The organism is Wolbachia endosymbiont (group A) of Cephus spinipes, assembly GCF_964026895.1.
Lineage (GTDB): Bacteria > Pseudomonadota > Alphaproteobacteria > Rickettsiales > Anaplasmataceae > Wolbachia > Wolbachia pipientis.
In genome coordinates this window covers 1099355-1123534 of the sequence record NZ_OZ034713.1, presented here as the reverse complement: position 1 = coordinate 1123534, position 24180 = coordinate 1099355, and the positions used below count along the sequence as shown (strand labels likewise).

The following is a 24180-nucleotide window of genomic DNA, read 5'->3' as shown; positions in this document are numbered from 1 at the left end:
TGTGATGACCTCGTATAGGAGTTTGGAACAACCGGCAATATTCTACTCTGATATATTGAAATATGCAATTGGAGGAAAAAATATGCGTCACATTGGAGTTGATTTACATACCAATAGTTTTACTGTTTGTTACTTACAGGAAGGGAAACCTGAGCATATTCAAACGTTTCGCTTAAAAGACTTGGATAATTTCACCAAAGATCTTCAAGAAACAGATGAAGTAGCCATAGAAGCAACAGGTAACAGCTGTTTCTTTTATGATGCAGTTTCACCTTACGTTAAACGCATAGTAATAATTGCTCCTGGGCAGTTTGAAGTTGTTCGTCGCTCTGTGAACAAAACAGATAAGCATGATGCACGAGCTATTGCTTTCTTTCTCAGCAAAGATATGTTGCCTGAGGCAAGGTGCAAAAACAAACAATGCCAGCAGTTAGCTTCTCTTCTTCAAATGAGAGATCAGTTAGTAAAGTCACGGGTATCTTTAATCAATAAAGTTCATGGTCTTTTTAATTACCATGGAATAAAAATTAAAAAAGAAGTACTTACAACTAAAGTAGGATTTGAACGTGCTACTCAAAAGCATAATTGGGATCCTTTAGAAAAAGTTGAAATTGAAGTGATTAGCTATCATTTAGAAGCTATCCGAGAAAGCCTTAAAAAGCTTGAAAAGGAAATTATAGCTTTCGCTAAACAACTTCCTGGGTTCAGCAATCTTATCAGCATAAAGGGAATAGGTCCAATTTCTGCAGCTGTTTTTATTGTAACAATTGGAGACATTAATGATTTCCGTAGACCTGAGAAACTTACTGCATATTTTGGAGTTGTGCCAAGAGTTTCTCAATCTAATCAGCAATGTACAATTGGAAGAATTACCAAACGAGGGTCAAAAATAGCGCGTACTTCTTTAGTTCAATGTACTTGGATTGCTGTACGTTACAGTCCTTACTTGAAAAGCTTTTATGAACATATAAAAAAGAAGCGTGGTTCTGCTAAGGCTATAACTGCTACTGCTAGGAAATTTCTTATAACTATTTTCTACACTCTTAAAAATAACTGGGTTTTTAAAGATTTTACAAAATTTGAAATTTTTACTGGACAATAATCATAGGAAAAAGAAATGACAGAACAGTTTCTACATGGAGTAAATGTTATCGAGGTTACCTCAGGAGCGAGGACAGTACGAACAGCTAAATCATCGGTAATTGGAGTAATTGGTACTGCACCTGATGCTGACGGGCAAAAGTTTCCACTAAATAAACCAATATTAATAGCAGGAAGCTTAAAAGAAGCAGCAAAACTTGGTCAATCTGGGACTTTGCCTTCAGCTATTAATGCAATTTTTTCCCAAATTGGTGCAACAGTAGTAGTTATTCGAGTTGAGGAGAAAGTAGAAGAGACGCTCAGCAATGTCATTGGTGGAGTTAACGAAGAAACTGGAGAATATCAGGGAATTCAAGCGTTCTTAAGCAGTGAAAGCATAGTTCATGTTGCGCCAAGAATACTAATTGCACCTCAGTTTACTCATCAATTATCTGGAGATGCTGGAAATCCAGTGGTTAGCGCTTTAATTCCTATAGCAGAAAAGCTAAGAGCAATAATAGTAGCAGATGGACCAAATACCAATGATGAAGAAGCAATAAAATGGAGAAAAAGTGTAGGCAGCTCAAGAGTTTATGTTGTTGATCCGTGGGTTAAGGTTTTTATTGAAGGAAAAGAAGAAATTCTCCCTCCAAGTTCATTTGTAGCTGGTTTAATAGCTAAGATAGATAGCGAGCAAGGCTTCTGGCACTCACCTTCAAATAAAGAGATAAATGGTATTGTTGGAACAAGCAGGCCTATTGATTTTACGCTCGGTAATATAAATTGTAGAGCAAACCACTTGAATGAAAATGAAGTAACAACGATAATTCATCAAAATGGCTATAGGCTTTGGGGAAATAGAACATGTTCAAATGACTCAAAATGGGCTTTTTTGTCAGTGAGAAGGACTGCAGATTTAATCAACGATAGTCTACTTCGAGCTCATTTATGGGCAGTTGATCGCAATATTACCAAAACTTATATAGATGATGTGATTGAGGGGGTAAATTCTTATCTTGCAAATTTAAAAGCGCAAGGGGCGATTATTAGCGGAAAATGTTATGCAACTCCAGAGCTCAATACACCAACAAATATTGCAAGCGGAAAAGTGTCTTTTGATTTTGAGTTCACGCCACCATATCCAGCTGAACAGATTACTTTCAGGTCACACCTTGTGAGTGGCGCAATATTGTAAAAGGAGAAAGAGAGATGTTACCAAAGATCCTAAAGAATTTTAACGTATTTGTTGATGGTCGTGGCTATGCAGGAAAAATAGATGAAGTAACCTTGCCAAAACTTACCATAAAAACAGAAGAATACAGAGCTGGTGGTATGGATATTCCAATAAATATTGATATGGGCATGGAAAAGCTTGAAGCAGATTTCACTTTTTCTGAATATGACTCTGAGCTCTTTAGACTTTTCGGATTGATAAACAATAATGCTGTTTCTCTTACTTTAAGAGGAGGTTTGCAGGGAAGTAGTGATGCCGAATCAGTAGTAATTAACTTAAGAGGGCTCTTTAAGGAACTTGATTTTGGTAACTGGAAGGCTGCTGAAAAAGCAACACTAAAATGTATAATTGCTGCCAACTATTATAAGCTTACCATTGATGGCAGAGAATTGATTGAAATTGACGCTGAGAATATGATTCGCAAGATCGATGGTGTTGATCAAATGACTTCTATGCGCACAGCTTTAGGAATTTAACTAAAAGGGTAAAACAATGCAAAAAATTAAATTAACTGAACCAATAAAAATCGATGGAATTTTAGTTTCAGAGCTAACTCTACGCCGTCCAAAAGTTCGAGATCGTTTAGCTGTTGAACGTATGGGTAATAGCGATGCAGAGAAAGAAGTAGCACTGATTGCAAATCTTGCAAGTATTTCAAGAGAAGCAGTAGAAGAATTTGATTTAGCAGACTACAATAAGATTCAAGAAACGTTACAAGGTTTTTTGTCTCAGCAGAAGAATTGAGGTTGAGCATATTATCACTTAGCTCAATGGTTGGTGGTGGAATCAATCAGTGGCTTGATATGGATATTGAAGAATTTATTACTTGGTTTGAAAGTAGCGGAAAATTATACAAATGAAGGCAATTTCTATAGTAATTGGAGCAACACTGCAAAGCAGTTTTAATAGTACGATAGCAGGTAGCACGAAGCAACTTTCTCGTATTGGTAGTACGATAAAACAACTTGAATCATCAAGTAAATCAGTATTCAAGTTTAAACAATTAAGCCACGATGCTCTGCTTGCTAGGCGTTCTTGGAATGAACTAGAAATAAAAACAAAATCTCTTGCTCAGCAGATAAAAAATACAGGAGCACCAAGTAAGAGCCTGCAAAACGAGTTTACAAGGTCTAAAACTGCAGCACTGAAAGCTAAAACAGCTTATTTACAAAAAAGAAGTGCTCTCCACCATTTACGCACGGAGTTCAGTAAAAGTGGTAGAGATATAAAATCTCTTATTGGAGACCAAGCTAAACTTGGCTCTTCTATTGAAAAGCTTAAAAATAACTATACGGCTTTAAATTCCGTAATGCAAAAACGTAAAGGAGTTTTAGCGCAAAGAGCAAATTTTAGAGCTCAAATGATGGATGCTGTAGCACTTGGCCTCACACTTGCTGCACCACTTAAGGCTGCAATTAGTTTTGAGAGTGCCATGGCTGATGTAAAGAAAGTTGTAAAGTTTGAAGATACAGATGTAAATGGCTTAACAAAACTTGGGGAAACATTAAAGGAAATGTCGCGTACAATTCCGCTATCTGCGGCAGAACTTGCGCAAATCACTGCAAGTGGTGGTCAACTTGGTATTAAAGCTAAAGATCTTACGACTTTTACAGACACTGTGGCCAAAATGGCAACTGCATTTGATATGTCAGCAGAAGAAGCAGGAGACGCTATTGCTAAACTTTCTAATATTTATCAAATTGAAATTGGTGAAATGAAAGGCATTGGTGATGCAATAAACCATATCTCTGATAACACTGCAGCAAAAGCTAAAGACATTGTTCCTGCATTAAACAGAATCGGTGGTACAGCAAGGCAATTTGGCTTAACTGCAGTAGAAGCGGGAGCTTTAGCAAGTAGCTTCATTAGTCTTGGTAAGACCCCCGAAAAAGCAGGTACAGCAATTAATGCGATGCTCAGTAAGTTGCAAACAGCAAGTAAGCAAGGTGGCAATTTTCAAAAAGCTTTTCAGCAGCTAAAAATAAATGCTAAGGAATTTGAAAAAGCAATTGGCAAGAATGCACAAGGCACGTTAGTTAAGTTTTTAGAAACAATTGCAAAACTAGGTAAGCAAGAACGTTCTAGCGTTCTTTTTGATCTCTTTGGTCTTGAATATCAAGACGATATAGCACTACTCATTGGTAGTCTTGACGAGTACAAAAAATCTTTACGATTAATAAACGGGGAATATAAGGGCTCAATGCAAAGAGAGTTTGAAAATAGAGCAAATACTACAGCAAATAATCTTCAGCTACTTAAGAATTCAATAGCAGAAGTAGGAATGAATCTTGGTTCTGTATTATTACCACCTTTAAATTTTACTGTTAATCTTCTGAGGTCAGCAACTACACAAGTAGCACTTTATGCCAAGGAATATCCAGTATTGACTACAGTAATCATGAGTACTACTACAGCGTTGATTAGCATTAAAATAGCAGCTATATCTCTTGGCTATGCTTGGACTTTTGTAAAAGGTTCCTTATTCGCTTTTTTGTCTACTTGGAAAATGTTTGGATCTGTTATTACTTTAGTAAAAATAGGTCTTTCTGCAGTTTTTCCAGCAATTATTGTTGGATTTAAAGCATTGACAATTGCTTTAATGAGTAATCCTATGGGACTCGTTATTGGCGGTCTTGCTGTTGCTGCAACTTTGATAATTACCAAATGGCAAGTGGTAAAGAACTTTTTTGTTACTATCTGGGAATCAGTGAAAATTGTATGGAAATCTTTTTCTGATTGGGTAGGAAAATTTTGGAATAATATTACTCAGCCCTTTAGAACAATCAGTAATCTGTGGAATAAAAGAAATGAGTCTAAACTAGAAGTTAAGTCTGTAAATAACGTTATAAGTGATTCTCTTAAGTACCCCATTGCGGCACACAGTAAAGCTGTAGAGAATAAAACTCAAAATAATCACTTCAGTATTAATATTCATTCAACCCCTGGGCAAGATACACGTAGCATTGCTGATGAAGTAATGGAGCGAATTAGAGAGCAATTTAGTGGCGCACTTTACGATATAAATTAAATTATGTTATCTCTTGGTCCATATAGATTTTCATTAATTGAGCAAGGCTTTACACGCAGAAGTGAATATCGCTGGCCTGCACTTGAGCGTATTGGGGAAAAGCCATTGCTTCAAAGTATTGGTCCTGGAGAGGACATTGTTGAGCTTGCAGGAGTAATCTATTCAGGAGGGCTGAAGCAAATAAATAATATGCGAAATTCATCGAAACCTCTTTTACTTATTGATGGCCAAGGTAACATTTTAGGCCATTTTGTTATTGTGAAAATAGAAGAAACGCAGAAATATTTTTTTCCAAATGGTGAACCAAGAAAGATTGAGTTTCATTTAAGTTTAAAACATTATAGCAATTTATCATCACAAAATAACACTACTGACTTTACTGCAGCTGACAATGATGTACTACAAAACTAAGGAAAATGATATGTTAGATTTAATCTGCTGGAACTACTATGGATTCAGCTCAGAAGCAGTTGAGATTGTGTTAAGAGCTAATCCTGGACTTGCAGAGTATAAAAGTCTTCCTGCAGGATTAATCATTAAACTTCCTGTTATTCAAAAAGAGACACAAAAGCAAGTAGTAAAACTATGGGATTAAAATGACACCAGACTTTAGTATTTCAGTAGAGGGCATTTCCATCACTGAATTGGTGAAAAGTCGATTGGTATCAATGCATATTACTGATGAAGCAGGAGTAATAAGTGATACTGCTGTAATTCATCTTGATGACCGTGATTCATTATTTGAGATTCCTAGAACTGGGGCAAAGCTAAATATTTTACTCGGGTATAAGGAAACTGGCATTGTGCCAATGGGAGATTATATAGTAAATGAAATTACGCTACAAGGCCCGCCACAATCACTAAAGATTAAAAGTCATGCAGCGGATCTAAAAGAGTCATTAAAGGAACAAGTGTTTAATGAGTGGCATCAAATCACCTTAAATGATTTGGTAAAAAAGATTGCAGACAAACATGGCTATCAAGCTAAAGTTGCTGCAGAGTTTGTAAATATCATGATATCACATATTGATCAAACTGCAGAGAGCGATATGCATTTTTTAACCAGGCTTGCTCAAATTTATGGAGCAATAGCAAAACCTGCAGGAGGATATTTACTGTTTGTTTCAAAAGGAAAAGCAAAATCAGTTACCGGAAAAACTTTAAGCACTATTACTTTAACACCTAGAGATATTACAAATTGGAAAGTAAAATTTAATGAGCGTAATCAATATGGCTCGGTTATTGCTTACTGGTATGATTATGAAAAAGCAGAGACAATAACGGAAAAAGTAGGTGATCAAGAACCAAGCTATATTTTGCGAGATATTTATGCAAGTAGTGATTTGGCACAAAGTGCAGCATCTGCGAAGTTGAATCAGCTGATGAGTAATGCAGCAACACTCAATGTCACAATGCCAGGAAATCCTGAATTATTTGCTGAAGCAAAGATTAATCTTTCTGGATTTCGCAAAGGAGTTTATGGTAAATGGATAATAAATAGGGCTGAGCATGTAATTGATAACCTTGGCTATCGTACTATTGTTACGGGAATAATTGATAGTTGGAAAGTAAATTGATAATTTCCTCATAGATATCTTCTTTATTATTGTTTAATTCCTCTACAGCAAGATCTAAAGGAGTTTTTTTATCTTTGTTTTTAGCAGAAGGATTTGCTCCATTTTTCAGTAGAAATTTAGCAATTTCCAGATGTCCTTTTCGTGCAGCATAGTGCAGAGCTGTCCAGCTAAAAGCATCAGTAGTATTTACATCAATGCCTTCTTCAATTAGAAATTTTACGACTTCTAAACAGCCTCCGCTTGTAGCATAGTGTAATGATGTTGCACCAAAATGATGAGTAGCATTGATATCTACTACATTTTTTATTAAGGATCTTACAGTATCTAAATTACATTTTTCAGCTGCAGTAGATAATGTTTCCAGATCATTGCCACTTGCCTTACTTTTTATTGGCACATCTTTTGATAATTGGTCTGTACTAAAGTGCTGATACAGAACAATAACACATATTATCGGTATTATTGAACTTGTTAACAATTTCCAAAAAAGGCTAGATTTCATGTTGATTATATTATTTACATCGCTTGTTTAGTGCAACTAATTAACTTTATTTTAGAAAAGATTTTTTGGACGTATTTTTGATGAATCTTGTATATGTATATATACAACTTTTCCTTTAAAAAAGATGACAAACACAGGAAAGATCCCTGTAGCAGTAATTGCTACTATGGTGATACAAACAATAGCATTGATCTGGTGGCTAGCTAAGCTCGACTTAAGAGTGCATATGCATGATAAATTTATAGAGCAAAATCAAAGGACTACAGAAATCATCTATCGCCTTGAAGAAAGGGTCAAAAACCTTGCTGAGGAAGTTAATGAACTTGAGCAGAGACAAAAATAAAAAAGTGGCAAAGTATATTTTATCTGTTGATGGAGGTGGAATCAGAGGAATAATTCCTGCCATTATTCTAGCAGAAATTGAATCTAGGACAAAAAAGCCAATTTCCCAGATTTTTGATTTAATGGCAGGCACCTCAACCGGTGGGATTATTGTTGCTGGACTTTGTAAAAGCAATAAACCTCAATACTCTGCCAATGATTTAGTTGGACTTTACCAAGAGTATGGAGCTTATATCTTTCAATCATCATTTTGGAGAAAATCAATTGCTTCTTGGCTGAGTGGTTCTCAGTACTCGTATAGAAATATGGAATTTATTCTCAACAAATACTTTGGTGAAAGTACTATGGCCGATATTGCGAGTAATCTACTGCTCACCAGTTATGACATTCACAATAGTTGTGAATTTTTCTTCAAAAGTTGGAAAGAAAAAAACATTAAGTTGAAAGATGCACTCAGAGCTACAACAGCTGCTCCAACGTACTTCACACCAAAACGTCTGAAAATTAGCCAAACAGAGAGAGTGTTGATAGATGGCGGAGTGTTTGCCAATAATCCAGCGGCTTGTGCATATGCAAGTGCTAAGAGGTTATTTCCAAATGATGAGATTATACTACTATCAATAGGTACTGGTGGAACAAATAGAAGTATAAAGTATGCTAACTCAAGGAGATTTGGCAAAATAGGGTGGATCAAGCCACTACTGAATGTGATGTTTGCTTCTGGATTGGATTGCGTTGATTATCAACTAGAACAAGTAATAGATGATAAATACATAAGAATACAATCGCAATTGAAAGTAGCATCGACTGAGATGGACAATATTACACTCAAAAATATCAAATTTCTTCAGCAAGAGGCAAGTAAAATGATAGAGGATAACCAGAAAGTGATAGACAAATTCTGCAAGCAAAATCCAAAACTATAACTGAGCTAGAAAAACGAAATAAGCGAGTTTCTAGTATCTACTTTAATAAATTTACTAAAATATTTTTTTAATATTATATATTGAATACAGAAGCACAAGAATTTCATCCAGCAATGCAGATAATTAATTATGTAATCATCTTTGTTGATATTTTAATATATTGTGTAGAAATCAGTAAACTAATGTTGCTTTTAATTCAGGTTAAGTTTTGGAAGCGTGATTTTCAAGTTCCTCAATAGATAAATCTGTTATTTTAGAAATAGCATCAACAGAAACGTCCAACATACGTAGATTATTTGCAACCTTTATTGACTCTGCTTTGTAAATCGGGAATGTTGCTACCAAATGTTGACATTAAACTTTATGATATGAGGTATCTTTGATGTTTTTACGCTACTAAATTCATGATATTCATCTCTTGGCGATTTAAGCCTATTTTTAGAGTATTTATAAAAAGACGATAAGACCCCTTCTACATCTAAAGCCTAAAATGCAATTCTCAGATGATCTCTGACAGACGTTTTTTTCATCAACACATTCAAAACAATAAAAAGATTGAATATTTCTTCACAATTGTGTATAATTATTAATGCTTTGGTGCACGTAACGATTATACTTTAAAAAAAATATTGGCTACTGAGAAGAATGAAGACATCATCATCAGCGAAAAAAAAGGGCAAAAAACAGAGAAAATTGATGTAACTACTTAAGGAAGGTGTCTCTATTGCAGCTGAGACAGCTGATCACTCATGATCAAATAAAAAAGTTATAAGCACACAGATTGGATTACAGTATCTTTTTTAAGAAGAAGATTTATCTTGCTTAAAAACTTGTAGATACTATATTTTACATAAATTCTTCATGCGAGGCCTTTATGTTTACTAATAGAATATCTAATAATCTGGATCAGCTACAATTTTTTGTAGAGTTTTTAAATGAAAATTATGAAACTCAGAAACATCTTAGTCTTACACCACTACATTTAGCAGCAGGAAATGGTCAGTTGGATTTAGTCAACACTTTATTAGGAGAGGGTTTAGATATTAACTCAGAGATTAAATACGATGGCTTTACGCCACTGTATTTTGCAATTGCAAAAAATCGCTTAGAGATGGTTAACTTTCTTATTGCTCATGGAGCAGATGTAAACCATAAGACCATTCTAGGCTTTACACCTTTAAGTTTTGCATCCCAGCAAGGATATTTAGATATAGTCAACACCTTGATTGCAAATGGAGCAGATCTTAGTACTAAAACAGATAAACTTAATACACCTTTACACCTAGCAGCAGAGAATGGTCATCTAGATATAGTAAATGTTTTTATTGAAAAGGGATTAGATGTTAATGCTGTAAATAATGATCGAGCAAGACCTTTGCATTCTGCAGTACAAAATGGCAACCTCGAAGTAGTTAAAGCTCTTATTTCACAAGGGTCTAATATTAACGCTGGATCTTCAGGCATAGGTAATCATAAAGTTGATGCAAACATTACACCCTTACATCTGGGAACACAAACTGGTAGGTTAGATATAGTTAAAGTTCTGCTTGAAGCGGGAGCAAACGTTAATGCAAAAACAGATGATAAGATTACACCTCTACATTTAGCGTCTCAAAATGGCTTTTTAGAGTTAGTAGACATTTTACTAAAAGCAAAATCTAATGTTAATGCTAAGGATTATGAGAATCTTACACCTCTACATTTAGCAGCAGAACGTAATCACTTTGGAGTAGTTAAGTCTCTTCTTCTCGTAAGGGGAATTGATGTTAATGCTAAGGACCACGATAATTCCACAGCTTTACATATAGGATCTCAGAATGGTCACTTAGAAGTAGTGAAGCTACTAATAGAGAAAAAAGCCAATGTTAATGCTAAAAAAAACGAAGGTTTTACACCTTTGCATCTAGCAATTCAGCAAAGTCATTTCGAGGTGAGTGATTTTTTAATTAAAAATGGAGCAAACATTAACACCGTGGATGATCAGAATTGGACTCCTTTACATAATGCAGCATATAATGGTTTTTCTTTAAAAATAGTAGAGAGCTTAATTGCAAAAGGAGCAAATATAAATGCAAAGATGGATGATGGTAGAAGAGCTCTACATTTGGCAGCAGAACATAATCACTTGGAAATAATGAATTTCTTGATTGAAAATGGAGCAGATATTAATGCTCTAGATAACAGAAGTTGGACTCCTCTACATTGTGCAGCATATGATGGTAATTTAGAAGTTGCTAAATCTTTGCTTGATAAAGGAGCAGACATTAATGCTAAAACAGTTAAAAGTACTACACCTCTACACTTTGCAGTAGACCATGATCATTTAGAGGTGGTTGAATTGCTCTTAGAAAAGGAAGCAGATATTAATGCTTTAGATCACACAAATTGGACTCCTTTACATTTTGCAGCAGAAAAAGGTTATGATCAGATAGCAACCGTTCTATTGAAACATGTTGCTGATGTAAATGTAAAAGAAAATCAAAATAAAGGCACAGCCCTACATCTTGCAGCTCAATATGGTCATCCTAAGGTAGTTAAAACTCTTATTATAAATGGAGCGGATGTTAATGCAAAAATGGATAAAAATGCTACGCCTTTACACTTAGGGGCACAAATTGGTAATTTAGATATAGTTAGGTCTCTACTTATGAGCGGAGCATACTTTAATGCTAGAGCTGAAGGAGGTAGATATGTTTTACCATTACACTTTGCGGAAAGAAGAGGAAACCCAGAAGTAATAAAATTACTAAAATTGGTTGAGAAGTTATTTAAGGCTATAGAAGATAATAATTATTTAGGAATTGAGAGTTCCATTAGAGATGGAGCAATCATTGATTCGAAAAACGTGGATGGAAGAACGCCATTACATTATGCTGTTAATAATGGGCACATAAAAGTTGTAAATATCTTGCTAGCAAATGGAGCTGATGCTACTAAAGTTACTAACAAAGGTAATACACCATTACACACTGCTGCTTCCAAAGGTCATAAAGAAATTATTGAAGCTTTGTTACAACGTGTAAGCCACAATAAATTGAGTGATTTTATTAATGCTAAAACAATAGTTAAAGGCACTGCATCGTTGCATGTTGCTACTGAAAATAGCTTTTTTGAAGCTGTAAAGTCTTTGTTGAAACATGGTGCAATTTATAACATCAAGAATAAAGAAGGTAAAGCACCACTTGATCTTTCTCGAGACCAAAATATTACTAACCTATTGAAATTAGTAGAAGAGCTGTTTGAGAATGCAAAAAATGGTAATGTTGAAATTATCAGTAAGCTGAAAGCAATAAAACCTGATGAGCGCGTAGCTGTAACAAATGCTCGTAATGATCAAGACAAGTCATTAGTCCAGGTTGCAGTAATCAATAAACACTCAAACCTTGCAAGTAGATTATTAGAAATATTAAAAAGTCCAGATCAGAGTTTACAAGATGTCAGCGTAGAAAATAGAGTAAAGAGTTTAAAGTTATAGCTCTCTTAAATGAAACTCTAATGAGGGTGCCAAGATCTAGAAAATATACAAAAATTACAGTGGGATTTACATCTTACTAATTATGAATTAACTTACTACCTAATCAATTCCTGAGTTATGTATGAGTAACATTTTGATAATATTAGCAGCAGGAAAGAGCAGTAGAATGAATTCTGAATATTCAAAAGCGTTGCACCAAGTGGGAAATCTTACTCTTTTAGAACATATAATTTCTAATGCAAAATTGCTGAGTCTAAAAAGCTTATCAATTGTTGTTAACAACTCCCTTCTAAAAGATTTAGAAAACTTTGATAGCCTAAAAAGTATAATCGATCAATACAATATAAAACTAATAATGCAAGAAGATATTACAGGCACTGGCACTGCAGTTAAAATTGCTCTAGAAAATCTGGAGGAGTTATCTGATCAAGACATAGTTTTAATACAGTATGGAGACACTCCCTTTATATCTAGTGATACAGTTATGAAAATGACTGATTGTTTAAAGTATAATAATTTAGTTCTTCTTGGATTCAATAGTCAAGATGAACAATATGGAAGATTAGTAATTGATAATTACGGCAATGTTCAAAAAATCCTAAAAAATGGAGATAAAATGCTTCTTGCAAACTCTGGAATAATGGTTTCATATGCTAAAGATCTCTTTACCTTAGTAAAAGAAATAAAATTTAATAATTCGACCAATGAATATTGTCTTAATGATATAGTGCCCATTGCAGCAACCAATAACTTGAGTGTAGGTTATGTAGTTTCTGATGAAAGAGAAGCAATGGGAGTAAATAATAAGGAGGATTTGATTAAAGCCGAACACTATTTTCAAGAAAGAAGGCAGCCAACTTTTCTTTCATAACTACATTTTTTTATTCATTAATTTAAGTTGACATTTGTTTTATACTGGTTTTATAATACCCTTTAATTCTTACTTGTAAGATAATTGGTATGACAAATTTTCCTAGTTGTAGTAGAGGGTATACATGGGGATATTAATAACAGGTGCTGCAGGTTTGATAGGGTCAACCTTGGTGAAAAAGTTAGAAAACCAAGGCCATGAAGTAATAAGCTGCGATATTAGGTTTCGCGATAATCCACTCAGTTTTTTTTTAGAAGATGTAGTACCACTACTTGCTAAGTGTACAGGAATTATTCATCTGGCTGCAATTTCTCGAGTTATACATGGTGAACTTTATCCTCAACTGTGTCAAAAAATTAATGTTGATGGTACAATGCGGTTTTTAGGGTTATGTAAGTCACTTCCAAATAAACCATGGTTTATATATGCAAGTAGTAGGGAAGTCTATGGAGAGCAGAAGGAACTGCCAGTTACAGAATCTGCTAGTATCGATCCAATAAATAATTATGCAAAAGGTAAAGCATTTATTGAGGAACAAATAACAAGTTCAAAAGATTTTAATGTAGCAATATTACGCTTTTCAAATGTATACGGTGGTTTACTAGATCATAACAGTAGAGTAATTCCTGCACTCTGTATTAATGCATTAAGAGGTGATCCAATTAAAATAGAAGGTAAAGAATGTGTTTTTGATTTTACCTACTTGGATGATGTTATAGAGGGTATATGCTTAACTGTTAAATATTTACAAAGTGAAAAATCTTCTCTTCCTGCTATTCATCTTACTACTAATAGCCCATGTACTTTAGAAAACTTAGCAAAAACAATATTAAAAGTCACGAAAAGTGATTCTAGAATTGATTTTTATCCTCCAAGAAATTTTGATGTAACTAAGTTCCATGGTGATTTTACTAGAGCTAAAGAGCTACTTGGTTGGTCTCCAAAACATTCATTAGAAGTAGGATTAAGTAAATTTATAAAAAGTCTACAAAACAATACACAAGAATATCCTAACAATATAGATATGGTAATATATGAAAATATTAAAAGTTATTCATGGTTACCCTCCTTATTATAGTGCTGGTTCAGAGGTTTATAGCCAAACTCTTGCTCATGAACTAGCAAATAACAATGAGGTACAAGTATTTACTAGGTATGAAAATAGCTTTTTACCTGATTTTTATTACACTACAGTACTAGATCGTAGTGATTCCAGAATCCTACTGCATTTAATTAATATACCCACAGCTAAATATCGTTACAAATTTATCAATGAAGAAGTAGATATACAATTTAAAATAGTAATAGATAACTTTCAACCGGATCTTATACATTTTGGTCATCTTAATCATCTATCAATTACTTTACCAGAAATTGCTTTTAAAGAAAATATACCTACAATTTTTACGCTACATGACTTTTGGTTAATGTGTCCAAGAGGAAGGTTTATTCAACGCAATTCTGAAGATTTGTTACGGCTTTGTGATGGACAAAAGGATCAAAAATGTGCAACTCAATGTTACAAGGGATATTTTACAGGAGATAAAGAATTCCTGAATTTAGACATAAATTATTGGGAACAATGGGTTGCAACTAGAATGAAGCACACAAGGAAAATAATAGACTATATAGATTACTTTATTTCCCCATCGAAATTCTTGATGGATAAATTTACTCAGGATTTTAATGTTCCAATAAGCAAAATTTCTTATCTTGATTATGGTTTTGATCTTAATCGTCTTAAGAATAGAAATAGAGTACAAGAAAAAGAGTTTATTTTCGGTTATATTGGTACTCATACTCCCGAAAAAGGTGTTAATCTATTATTGAAAGCTTTTTCTCACTTATCATCTAAAGCAAAACTTAGAATTTGGGGAGCAGCAAGAGAAGAAACTAAAGCTTTAAAAGCGATTGCCGATCAGTTTTCACCTGTTGTTAAAGAAAGAATAGAATGGATGGGAAGTTATGATAATAAGAATATAGTTACTGACGTATTTAATAAAGTCGATGCAATAGTCGTTCCTTCAATTTGGGGTGAAAATTCACCGTTAGTAATACATGAAGCACAGCAACTTAGAATACCAGTTATAACAGCCGATTATGGTGGCATGGCAGAATATGTAAGAGATGGACTATTATTTAAGCACAGAGATGCAAGTAGTTTGTCAGAAAAAATGCAAGTCCTATCTACAAATCAGGAGTTATACAATAAACTTACCCAAAAAGGCTATCCTTATACTGAAAATGGAAATATACCTTCTATAAGTGAGCATACTGAAAAACTTAACAAGATTTACCGTAATGCTATTGAAAAGAAAGGCAAATCAGTAGCTGTTAAACCCGGTCCTTGGAGAATTACTTTTGATACTAATCCAGATTACTGTAATTTTGCTTGTATAATGTGCGAATGTTTTTCACCATACAGCAAAGTTAAAGAAGAAAAGAAATCTAAAGGAATAAAACCTAAGATACTGTCGATAGAAACTATCAGAAAAGTAATTAAGGAAGCAGCTGGCACACCTTTAAGGGAAATCATTCCTTCTACTATGGGTGAGCCTTTAATGTATAAAAGCTTTGATGAAATAATCAATTTGTGCCATGAGTTCAGCCTTAAGCTTAACCTCACAACCAATGGTTCTTTTCCTATTAAAGGAGCTAGAAAATGGGCTGAACTATTGGTACCAATTTTATCTGATGTTAAGATTTCCTGGAATGGGGCAACTAAAGAAACTCATGAAAGAATCATGAAAGGTTCAAAATGGGAAGTAGTGACAGAAAATTTAAAAACTTTCCTTGAAGTTAGAGATAAATACTTTAGCGATACAGGTGAAAGGTGTACCGTTACTTTACAATTAACATTTTTGGAAAGTAATTTACATGAACTCTATGACATAGTTAAGATGGCCATAAAAAACGGCATAGATAGAGTTAAAGGACATCATCTTTGGGCACATTTTGAGGAAATTAAGGATCTATCTATGAGAAGAGATGAGTTAGCAATTAGTAGATGGAATACAGAGGTGAGAAGGTTATATGAGCTTAGAGATAATATGCTATTACCAAATGGTAAAAAGATAAAATTAGAAAATTTTACAATTCTTTCTCAAGAAGGTATTAAGGATTTGGCTCCAGGTGGTCAATGCCCATTTTTAGGTAAAGAAGCATGGATAAACAATGAAGGAAAGTTTAGTCCTTGCTGTGCCCCAGATGAACTCCGTAAGACATTAGGAAATTTTGGTAATGTTAATGAGGTTAAACTCGAGGAAATATGGCAGAGTAGTGAGTACCTAAGCTTACAAAAGAATTATTTAAATTACAAATTATGCAAAACATGCAACATGAGAAAACCTTTGATCAATTAATCAAAGATAATCTTAGATCTATTAAAATTTCACCGTGTGAGAGGTTTCACGAGTTGCTAGGAAATCCTTTGTATGAAAATAGGTTTATAAAGGTTGGTAAATTTCATGAGCCCGGTCTTGCACCGGTTTATGATCAGACAGGCGCTTATCATATCAATGTGAGAGGAGAAGCAGTTTATCATCATAGATTTCTAAAAACTTTTGGATTCTACTTTAATAGAGCGGCCGTAGAAGATGATACAGGGTGTTACCATATTGATTCATCTGGATGTAGAGTATACAAACAGTCGTATCAATGGATTGGAAATTATCAGGAAGATGCTTGTGTAGTTAGAAGACATGATAAATGTTTTCATATTAATTTAAATGGCAACAGGATTTATCAAGAGGAATATGATTATGTTGGAGATTTTAAGGATGGTATCGCTGTAGTCTATAAGGATGGCAAAGCTACACATATTAATCATCATGGAAAGTTAGTACATAATAAATGGTATAAAAAACTTAATGTTTTTCATAAAGGGTATTCTATTGCAGAAGATCAACATGGTTGGTTTCATATAGATATTAATGGTGATCCTGTTTACCAGCAGAGATTTAAAATGGTAGAAGCATTCTATAATGGGATGGCAAAAGTTGAAACTTTTGAAGGTGTGTTAGGACAAATCGATATTACCGGAAATGTAAAGTTTAATATTTTTGATTTAGGTAAAGAATCTCAAGTGCATAGGATTTCTGCAGAACTTTCAGCCTTTTGGAAAACGTACCTAACAAACGTTGCTATTGAACTTGATTTGTTAAATATTTTACCTGCAACTATGCCGGTTTTATCTAAAAAGTTAAACATTATCGTACCAAATCTAGAAAGGCTGTTAAGGGCGTTGTGGGAAATAGGGTTTATTGATTACGATAAGGACAAGGATTTATGGCAACTATCATCAAAAGGTAAGTGTTTTAAGGGAATACCATTTTTGCCAAAAGCAGCAACGATGTGGGCAAGAGTTGCCGCTGAAAAGAATTGGTTAAATATTGCCGATATACTAAAACAGAAGTCAATCTCTTCATTTGAATCTTTTAAGGAAAGAGAAGCATTAGAAGATAAGAAAATAGCATTTTACCAAGCATTGCTAGGATATTCTAGGTTTGATACTAAAGAGTTTAATTCTAGGATTAATATAGATGGTGCTAAGAATATATTGCTATTTGGTGTACACTCTTTATTTCTTGCTTATTCTGATATACACAATAAAGGTTCTATAGGCCTATATAACGAACATAAAGTACCAAGACAGTTAGTAGAAAATTTAAAAGTCAAACTTATAACTCAGGAAGAACTATCAGTTACAAATTATGAATTAGGTGTCTTTTGCCGCTTTCTACAGCACTATGATGATGATAAAGTATTGTCTTATTTAAAATTGGTCAAAGGAATATCTCGTATTTTATTGATAGAAACTATTTTAGATTACCGCTCTCCAACTGGAGGCTCTGTAGATATTAATGTCATGGTTGAAACAGGAGGTAAACTAAGAACATTAAACGATTGGGAAAAAATACTCAAACAAGTAAAAGGATTCAAAATTTCTTCTGTTGTACCTTTAACAGATTACTTATCAGTCATTGATGTCAGGTGTTAATCATATGGAAATACTACAAAAAAATGGTTTTTTTATTATCAAAAATCTGGTTCCTTTAAAGCTAATAACTCAGTCTTTAAGTGATATAACAAATAAGATATCAGAGCTATCCCAAGAACTAAGTGTTTCAACTTCTGACTACTTAAACTGTACCGGTAGATGGGGCACGTCATCTCGAGTAACTAGAATTATCTCTCAAGCATTAGATAAAATTATTAAAAATTACCTTGAAAAGTCACTTCAGTGTCAGATACTGCAGAAAAAATCAAATGTTATATGTAAAACTGCTGATTTAATAGATGCAGTTCCCTTCCATCAAGACATCTCCTATAGTTTCAATGATCCTTACCACTTTTCTGTTTGGTTAGCTTTGAATAATGTAAGTGAAACTTCAGGTGCACTGCAAATTATAGAAAACAGTCATAAATGGGAAATACAGCCTTTAGTTGATTTTTGGTACCCATATTTTTTTGATCAGTACTCAAATAATCGGGAAAATTACAAAATTAAGTCATTACCTATTTCAGCAGGAGATGCAATAGTTTTTGATTCACGGTTATGGCATGGTAGTGATAAGAATACAGATGCTAAAGATAGATTTGCTTATGTAACAAGGTGGATTATAAAAGATCAAGATCTTCCCTATGTGCCAAAACCTCAGCCTTCAGTTTTTGGTATACTCAATTGTGGTGAGTTAACAGAATCTGTACTGAGAGAATGCTTGTCATTGTTTGGCTACCAGGAAAGTGTAAAAGCAAAAAACATGGAAGAACTTATCAAGAGCTGGTTAGCCTTTATTACAGACACAACTACAAATATTTCTGAGATCGACACTACTGAGGCTAAGCGAGATTTATATAAGCTACTTATTCTGAATCGAGCATCAGCACTACATGATGCTGGAGACATCTCAGGAAAAATATACAAAAATTTATGGTTTTCACTACTTGTATTTCTCAATAAAAAAGTCAAAGTAGTGGAGCTAGCATTGTAAATGAACAGAAGTAGAGTTGATAGCTTCAAATGTGTATTGATGTTCATCTTGAATATAGTATCTAAATTCAAGCTTAATGTACTTATAATGTCTTTAGTTGCTCTGGTGGTAGCTGTTGATTTGTCTTTTAGAAAGTATTTAGTAAAAAATATTCTAGATACAGCTGTAAAATATCAGGAAGGTAATGTAATTGAAAATCTTTTATTACCTGTAAGCGCTTATCTTGGCATGGCATTACTTATCACTACTGCTTTTAGATTCTATGGCTATTTTGTTGACATTCGAATGTTTACCTTAATGCGTCAAAAAATAGCTGATATATCTTTTTGTAGGCTACTCCAACAAGACCATTCCTATTATCAGAACAATTTATCTGGAAGCTTAGTACATAAGGTCAGTAGCTTAATGGATAGTGTGATAGAGTTAATAAGATTGCTTATAGATTGTTTTTTCGGTTACAGTATAGCATTAGTCTTAGCTATTTATACCTTATCATTAGTAAACATAAAGTTTGCAATCGCTACATTCACTTGGGTAAGCATTTTTATTTTAGTCTCGATTTTCAGCTTTCGTGTACTTACTGAACTAGCTGATAATTACTCTAAACAAAATTCAAAAGTAATAGCTAGTATAGCAGATAGTATTTTAAATGTTATATCAGTAAGGTTATTTTCTCAGCAAGCACATGAGAGACACAAATTTTTTCAAATATGCAAGAAAAGAACTATTGCAGAGAGAAAATTACAATGGGCATACTTTTGGCTTTGGTTTATATATGGCTATTCATTTGATATACTCCAAGCAGTAAACTTGTATTTTTTAATTCATGATTATCAATTGAACAAGATCGCAATAGGAGATATTGCCCTTGTACTTGGAATTAATATATCGATTATAGAGTTTCTTAACCATCTAACTAGAAATCTTACCCAATTTTCTACTCATTTCGGCAAAGTTTCAGATGCATTGCCAATCTTGAATACCGTACCAGAAATTCAAGATAAGGAAAATGCTAAAGAATTAAATTTATTAAGTGGAAGAATAACGTTTAACAATGTTTCTTTTTCTTATGAAGGTCAGGAGCCATTATTTCAAGATTTCTCAGTTACCATTAATCCTTGCGAAAAGGTAGGTCTAGTTGGTTATTCTGGAGGTGGTAAATCTACTTTTATAAACTTAATCCTAAGGCTATTTGATGTTAAAAAAGGTAATATAGAGATTGATAATCAAATAGTATCAGAAGTTACACAGAGTTCTTTGAGGCAACAAATATCTGTAATACCTCAAGACCCATTGTTATTTCATGATACTATTTTAGCAAACATCATATATGGTAGACTTCAATCTACTATCGAAGAAATAATGAGAGCTGCAAAGCTGGCTGGTATTCACGATTTCATTATGACTCTACCAGATCAATATGGAACTACAGTCGGAGAAAAAGGCATCAAACTATCTGGAGGAGAAAGACAAAGAATAATAATAGCAAGGGCATTTTTAAAAAACGCTCCAATATTATTTCTTGATGAACCAACTAGTCAGTTAGATTCTATAACAGAAAAAACAATTCAAATGAGTTTATTTAAACTGATGCAAAATAAAACTACGATTACTATAGCACACCGTATTTCTACACTTTTACACATGGACCGAATTCTAGTATTTAACAAAGGAAAAATTGTCCAAGATGGTAAACATGCTGAACTAGTTTCTAAGCAAGGTCTTTACAAGGAACTTTGGAATGCTCAAATTGGTTGTTTGAATGGCAAAAAATAAGATGGAAAAAATTATTGATCTGAGAAGTGACACTACAACTCTGCAGAGCTCCAACGTTATACATGCAATAAGTAATGCAACTGTTGGAGATTTTGCTTATAGTGAAGACAAAAGCTGTAATGACTTATCAGAATATTGCAAACAATTATTCAAAGTAGAAGAAGCATTATTTGCAACCAGCGGTATGCTTGCAAATAGATTAGCCATTGCCAGTCAAACAAGTCCTGGTGATGAACTAATAACTCATTATAATTATCACGTTAATTTTTTCGATAGCGCAGGCAATGCAAAAGTAAATAATATCGTATTTAATTGTATTAGAAATAATAGCGGAATCTTAGATGTTGCTGAAGTAGAATATGCTATTAATTCTAAGCCAAGGTACAAAATTTTTGCTCAGGTGAGTCTTGTTTCTATAGAAAATAGTATAAACGGGTTTAATGGTAAAATTTATCCTTTTGAAAAACAAGTCGAGTTATATCACTTTTTAAAAGCTCACAATGTAAATCTTCATTTAGACGGTGCAAGAATATTTAATGCTCATGTCGAAACAAATATTGCTTTAGCAGATTATGCTAAATATGTGGATACAATGAGCTTTTCTTTTACCAAAGGACTTGGAGCTCCTTTTGGTTCAATGCTTATGGGTAAAAGAGAGATAATTGAAAGGGCTAAAAAGCTACAGGTTTGGCTAGGTAGTGGTTATCATCAGATAGGGTATTGTGCTAATGCAGCAAAGTATGTACTACAGAACAATATTTCTAGGCTTAAAGAAGACAATAAACTCGCCAAACTGTTTGCAGACAAGATTAAGGAAATTCCACACATAAAACTGGTACTACCTTATCCAGAAACTAATATAGTAAGCTTTAGTATAAAAGCACTAAATGTAACTAATGAGGTTTTCTTGAGTAAGTGCCAAGCTTATGGTTTATTGCTTTTTCCTTGGCTCGAGTCTCATATAAGAGCAGTTACTCACCTTGGCATAAAGGAAACAGATATCATGAAAGCTGCTGAAATTATAAAGGAGGTTGTGTTAAATTTAATATGAGAATAAAAATAGATTTCTTTAGCGATTCAAACACTGACCCTTCAGCTAAAATGAGGGAAGCGATGGCTAAAGCAAAAGTTGGAAACGAAGCTGCATGTGAAGATCCAACTGTGAACGAATTAGTGGCAACCGCATGTAAAATATTAGGTAAACCTGCAGGAATCTTTTTGATTTCAGGAACGATGTCCAATGTAATTGCTTATAAAGTACACATTCAAAGACCTGGTGATTACTTGCTGCTTGATGAAACTTCACATCCGCTCATAGTACAATCTGGCTTGATCGCAGCCCAGGCACATGCCACTCCTTTGCCCATCAAAGGTACGAGAGGAATATTTACTGGAGAACAAATTGTTGAGTTTATTACTCGTCCTAGTTTAAGAAATATTCCGAGAGTTGGGCTTGTTTCTATCGAACAAACGACAAATTTTGGTGGTGGAGCTGTGTGGCCTTTAGAATATATTCAAGAGATCTCAAGTCTCTGCAAAGAGAATGACGTATTCACTCATTTAGATGGAGCAAGACTGTTCAACGCTTGTGCTTATACTAAAATATCTCCAAAGGAGTATGCAAGTTATTTTGATTCGGTATTCATTGATTTTAGTAAAGGATTAGGTGCTCCAATGGGCGCAATATTGCTTGGAAGTGAAGATTTTATTGAAAAAGCTTGGTACTATAAGTTTCAAATTGGCGGAGGTATGCACCAAGCTGGCATTATTTCAGCTGCATGTTTATATGCTCTACGTAATAATGTAAATTCTTTAGAAGAAGATCATAAAAAAATGCAGCACCTTATAGAAGGCCTAGACTCCATAGATCAAGTTATAATTGATATCGACCTGTATAAAACTAATATAGCGTATTTTTCATTACGTACTAATTGTATATCTACTCAAGAATTAATAAACGTACTAATGACAAATTATGGAATTAGAATGGCTAACATCAAAGGTAAAATCAGAGCTATAACACATAGAGATATAAGCTATGAAGATATTAATACTACTGTATCTGCTATAAGAAAGATACTAAGTAATTTTCTGCACTAATTGTTTGCAAACTTCTTGTCAAACAATATTATACCAATATAGTATTATGCTAGCATCTGCATGGAGCTATTTGGGAATAGGTGTGAACTTTGTCTTCTTTCAATATTTACTATTCTTCTGTGGATATATGCTGCTTTATTTATCAAGACAAAGTATACCAATTGCTCTACCACTGTTAATAGATACTGACCATGTAAAATTAAGCTATTTTTTTGCCTGCTTTTCTTTTTTTTATGGAGTATCAAAATTTGTTAATGGAATAATCATGGACTCCAAAAATAATCCATTATTTATGTTTGGGCTATGCAATATTGCAACTGGATTATTAACCATTGGTATAACTTTATCATATAATAATCTAACTTTATTACTGTTAACATTAATATTATTAGCTTGGACACAAGGGTTAGGTTGGCCAGCTATTACCAAGTTTATGGTTACAAACTCTAGCATCTCTTCAATTGCATCATCATGGGGAGTTATGAGCGCATCTCAGCAACTTGGTTCTTGTATTACTTTAATTGTATTACCAAGTATAATTAAAATATATGATGCAAAAAGTGCATTTTTGTACTCTGGTTTCTTATGCTTACTTTTTGGAATTTATATAATATTAAAGGCATATTACAAAGAAAGTGCCAACTTTATTACCTATTATAAGGTGCAGAAATCTCAAATAGGTATCAAGGTAACAAGTTCCATATGGTTTCTATGTTGTGCTACTTTTTGTGCTTATATTATAAAAATGGGAATCTTCTTTTGGTTTCCTATAATTTTAAAGAATAAATTACAAATTTCTCTTGTACAATCCTCACTAATAACAGGCGTATATGATTTAGGTGGAATCCTTGGAACTTTAATAACAGGAAGAATTAGTGATATGTACTTCTTTCAAAATAGAAGCTTGCTGGCATCACTTTATATGTTGGGTATAGCACTCACTTTTATTGCAATGAACTTTGGTCAAAACATAATTCTTATAAACCTTGGTGCAATCTTATCAGGATTCTTTATATTTGGAGTGCAAGTACTGACAGGTGTTATAGCTGTAGAAATTGCTCCACAAAATAATGTATGTGCAATTGTAAGCTTAACAGGATTATTTGGGTATATTGCAAGTTCAATATTTTCATGCGTGCTCTTAGGAGTACTTGTTAAGCACTGTGGTAACAGTATTATGTTTTCATTTTTTTCCATTTGCTCTGTTGTTGCACTCGTTTGCTTTTCCATACTATCAAGCAAAGATCTAAAAAAACTAAGTAAAGCGGTGTAAAAA

Annotated in this window: 21 protein-coding genes; 20 read left to right on the top strand and 1 reads right to left on the bottom strand. The window is 33.7% G+C overall.

Going from position 1 to position 24180, the window contains the following annotated elements; all coding sequences use genetic code 11:
- The first annotated feature begins 82 nt into the window (after positions 1 to 82).
- From AAGD59_RS05330 to AAGD59_RS05295, 8 genes are all read left to right on the top strand, one after another.
- Positions 83 to 1102 (top strand): IS110 family transposase, encoded by a 1020-nt coding sequence (locus AAGD59_RS05330; RefSeq protein ID WP_253303708.1) that lies wholly within the window; start codon positions 83 to 85, stop codon positions 1100 to 1102.
- 15 nt (positions 1103 to 1117) lie between these two features.
- Entirely contained in the window at positions 1118 to 2275 is a 1158-nt protein-coding gene (locus AAGD59_RS05325) for a phage tail sheath subtilisin-like domain-containing protein (protein ID WP_208571641.1), read from the top strand.
- A 14-nt stretch (positions 2276 to 2289) separates the two neighbouring features.
- Positions 2290 to 2790 (top strand): phage major tail tube protein, encoded by a 501-nt coding sequence (locus tag AAGD59_RS05320; RefSeq protein ID WP_065094343.1) that lies wholly within the window; start codon positions 2290 to 2292, stop codon positions 2788 to 2790.
- Positions 2791 to 2806: 16 nt separating this feature from the next.
- Positions 2807 to 3058 (top strand): phage tail assembly protein, encoded by a 252-nt coding sequence (locus AAGD59_RS05315; protein ID WP_015588509.1) that lies wholly within the window; start codon positions 2807 to 2809, stop codon positions 3056 to 3058.
- Positions 3059 to 3170: 112 nt separating this feature from the next.
- A complete protein-coding gene (locus tag AAGD59_RS05310) occupies positions 3171 to 5342 on the top strand; it encodes a phage tail tape measure protein (RefSeq protein WP_265027857.1) in 2172 nt (723 codons plus the stop codon).
- A gap of 3 nt (positions 5343 to 5345) precedes the next feature.
- Positions 5346 to 5753 (top strand): phage tail protein, encoded by a 408-nt coding sequence (locus AAGD59_RS05305; protein ID WP_208571643.1) that lies wholly within the window; start codon positions 5346 to 5348, stop codon positions 5751 to 5753.
- Positions 5734 to 5937: a tail protein X gene (locus tag AAGD59_RS05300; protein WP_208571644.1), complete on the top strand. Its 204-nt coding sequence runs from the start codon at positions 5734 to 5736 to the stop codon at positions 5935 to 5937. Before AAGD59_RS05305 ends, AAGD59_RS05300 begins: the two co-directional genes overlap by 20 nt.
- A gap of 1 nt (position 5938) precedes the next feature.
- Positions 5939 to 6919 (top strand): phage late control D family protein, encoded by a 981-nt coding sequence (locus AAGD59_RS05295; protein WP_208571645.1) that lies wholly within the window; start codon positions 5939 to 5941, stop codon positions 6917 to 6919.
- Here the strand turns inward: AAGD59_RS05295 and AAGD59_RS05290 are convergent.
- Complete coding sequence (locus AAGD59_RS05290) at positions 6885 to 7421, bottom strand: ankyrin repeat domain-containing protein (protein WP_007549904.1); 537 nt, start codon at positions 7419 to 7421, stop codon at positions 6885 to 6887. The two genes, AAGD59_RS05295 and AAGD59_RS05290, sit on opposite strands and share 35 nt — an antisense overlap.
- A 124-nt stretch (positions 7422 to 7545) precedes the next feature.
- Between AAGD59_RS05290 and AAGD59_RS05285 the strand changes: the two genes are divergently transcribed.
- The 12 genes from AAGD59_RS05285 (at position 7546) to AAGD59_RS05230 (ending at position 24177) form a co-directional block, all read left to right on the top strand.
- Positions 7546 to 7764, top strand: a complete 219-nt coding sequence (locus AAGD59_RS05285; RefSeq protein ID WP_012673232.1) for a hypothetical protein — start codon at positions 7546 to 7548, stop codon at positions 7762 to 7764.
- A 4-nt stretch (positions 7765 to 7768) separates the two neighbouring features.
- Entirely contained in the window at positions 7769 to 8689 is a 921-nt protein-coding gene (locus AAGD59_RS05280) for a patatin-like phospholipase family protein (protein WP_265028064.1), read from the top strand.
- 874 nt (positions 8690 to 9563) lie between these two features.
- Positions 9564 to 12164 carry an ankyrin repeat domain-containing protein gene (locus tag AAGD59_RS05275; RefSeq protein ID WP_265027856.1) on the top strand — a complete coding sequence of 867 codons (2601 nt, stop codon included), beginning with the start codon at positions 9564 to 9566 and terminating at the stop codon, positions 12162 to 12164.
- Between the two features lie 121 nt (positions 12165 to 12285).
- Positions 12286 to 13035, top strand: a complete 750-nt coding sequence (locus AAGD59_RS05270; protein WP_265027770.1) for an NTP transferase domain-containing protein — start codon at positions 12286 to 12288, stop codon at positions 13033 to 13035.
- A 124-nt stretch (positions 13036 to 13159) separates the two neighbouring features.
- Positions 13160 to 14113, top strand: a complete 954-nt coding sequence (locus AAGD59_RS05265) for an NAD-dependent epimerase/dehydratase family protein (RefSeq protein ID WP_265027855.1) — start codon at positions 13160 to 13162, stop codon at positions 14111 to 14113.
- Positions 14070 to 16397, top strand: a complete 2328-nt coding sequence (locus AAGD59_RS05260) for a glycosyltransferase (protein WP_341812904.1) — start codon at positions 14070 to 14072, stop codon at positions 16395 to 16397. The genes AAGD59_RS05265 and AAGD59_RS05260 overlap by 44 nt, the downstream gene beginning before the upstream one ends.
- Positions 16358 to 18034, top strand: a complete 1677-nt coding sequence (locus tag AAGD59_RS05255; RefSeq protein WP_341812903.1) for a WG repeat-containing protein — start codon at positions 16358 to 16360, stop codon at positions 18032 to 18034. Before AAGD59_RS05260 ends, AAGD59_RS05255 begins: the two co-directional genes overlap by 40 nt.
- A gap of 4 nt (positions 18035 to 18038) precedes the next feature.
- The gene (locus AAGD59_RS05250; RefSeq protein WP_341812902.1) at positions 18039 to 19028 is read left to right on the top strand and encodes a phytanoyl-CoA dioxygenase family protein; all 990 of its coding nucleotides are present in this window, start codon (positions 18039 to 18041) and stop codon (positions 19026 to 19028) included.
- A complete protein-coding gene (locus AAGD59_RS05245) occupies positions 19029 to 20804 on the top strand; it encodes an ABC transporter ATP-binding protein (protein WP_264687712.1) in 1776 nt (591 codons plus the stop codon).
- Position 20805: 1 nt separating this feature from the next.
- The gene (locus tag AAGD59_RS05240) at positions 20806 to 21855 is read left to right on the top strand and encodes a threonine aldolase family protein (protein ID WP_265028056.1); all 1050 of its coding nucleotides are present in this window, start codon (positions 20806 to 20808) and stop codon (positions 21853 to 21855) included.
- Entirely contained in the window at positions 21852 to 22904 is a 1053-nt protein-coding gene (locus AAGD59_RS05235) for a threonine aldolase family protein (protein WP_265027765.1), read from the top strand. The genes AAGD59_RS05240 and AAGD59_RS05235 overlap by 4 nt, the downstream gene beginning before the upstream one ends.
- Before the next feature lie 46 nt (positions 22905 to 22950).
- Complete coding sequence (locus AAGD59_RS05230) at positions 22951 to 24177, top strand: MFS transporter (protein ID WP_265027764.1); 1227 nt, start codon at positions 22951 to 22953, stop codon at positions 24175 to 24177.
- The last annotated feature ends 3 nt before the right edge of the window (positions 24178 to 24180 follow it).

What these genes read in the sequence shown, in the direction of transcription:
- AAGD59_RS05330 (WP_253303708.1), top strand. Translation starts at nt 83, where the DNA reads ATGCGTCACATTGGAGTTGATTTACATACCAATAGTTTTACTGTTTGT.
- AAGD59_RS05325 (WP_208571641.1), top strand. Translation starts at nt 1,118, where the DNA reads ATGACAGAACAGTTTCTACATGGAGTAAATGTTATCGAGGTTACCTCA.
- AAGD59_RS05320 (WP_065094343.1), top strand. Translation starts at nt 2,290, where the DNA reads ATGTTACCAAAGATCCTAAAGAATTTTAACGTATTTGTTGATGGTCGT.
- AAGD59_RS05315 (WP_015588509.1), top strand. Translation starts at nt 2,807, where the DNA reads ATGCAAAAAATTAAATTAACTGAACCAATAAAAATCGATGGAATTTTA.
- AAGD59_RS05310 (WP_265027857.1), top strand. Translation starts at nt 3,171, where the DNA reads ATGAAGGCAATTTCTATAGTAATTGGAGCAACACTGCAAAGCAGTTTT.
- AAGD59_RS05305 (WP_208571643.1), top strand. Translation starts at nt 5,346, where the DNA reads ATGTTATCTCTTGGTCCATATAGATTTTCATTAATTGAGCAAGGCTTT.
- AAGD59_RS05300 (WP_208571644.1), top strand. Translation starts at nt 5,734, where the DNA reads ATGATGTACTACAAAACTAAGGAAAATGATATGTTAGATTTAATCTGC.
- AAGD59_RS05295 (WP_208571645.1), top strand. Translation starts at nt 5,939, where the DNA reads ATGACACCAGACTTTAGTATTTCAGTAGAGGGCATTTCCATCACTGAA.
- AAGD59_RS05290 (WP_007549904.1), bottom strand. Translation starts at nt 7,421, where the DNA reads ATGAAATCTAGCCTTTTTTGGAAATTGTTAACAAGTTCAATAATACCG.
- AAGD59_RS05285 (WP_012673232.1), top strand. Translation starts at nt 7,546, where the DNA reads ATGACAAACACAGGAAAGATCCCTGTAGCAGTAATTGCTACTATGGTG.
- AAGD59_RS05275 (WP_265027856.1), top strand. Translation starts at nt 9,564, where the DNA reads ATGTTTACTAATAGAATATCTAATAATCTGGATCAGCTACAATTTTTT.
- AAGD59_RS05270 (WP_265027770.1), top strand. Translation starts at nt 12,286, where the DNA reads ATGAGTAACATTTTGATAATATTAGCAGCAGGAAAGAGCAGTAGAATG.
- AAGD59_RS05265 (WP_265027855.1), top strand. Translation starts at nt 13,160, where the DNA reads ATGGGGATATTAATAACAGGTGCTGCAGGTTTGATAGGGTCAACCTTG.
- AAGD59_RS05260 (WP_341812904.1), top strand. Translation starts at nt 14,070, where the DNA reads ATGAAAATATTAAAAGTTATTCATGGTTACCCTCCTTATTATAGTGCT.
- AAGD59_RS05255 (WP_341812903.1), top strand. Translation starts at nt 16,358, where the DNA reads ATGCAAAACATGCAACATGAGAAAACCTTTGATCAATTAATCAAAGAT.
- AAGD59_RS05250 (WP_341812902.1), top strand. Translation starts at nt 18,039, where the DNA reads ATGGAAATACTACAAAAAAATGGTTTTTTTATTATCAAAAATCTGGTT.
- AAGD59_RS05245 (WP_264687712.1), top strand. Translation starts at nt 19,029, where the DNA reads ATGAACAGAAGTAGAGTTGATAGCTTCAAATGTGTATTGATGTTCATC.
- AAGD59_RS05240 (WP_265028056.1), top strand. Translation starts at nt 20,806, where the DNA reads ATGGAAAAAATTATTGATCTGAGAAGTGACACTACAACTCTGCAGAGC.
- AAGD59_RS05235 (WP_265027765.1), top strand. Translation starts at nt 21,852, where the DNA reads ATGAGAATAAAAATAGATTTCTTTAGCGATTCAAACACTGACCCTTCA.
- AAGD59_RS05230 (WP_265027764.1), top strand. Translation starts at nt 22,951, where the DNA reads ATGCTAGCATCTGCATGGAGCTATTTGGGAATAGGTGTGAACTTTGTC.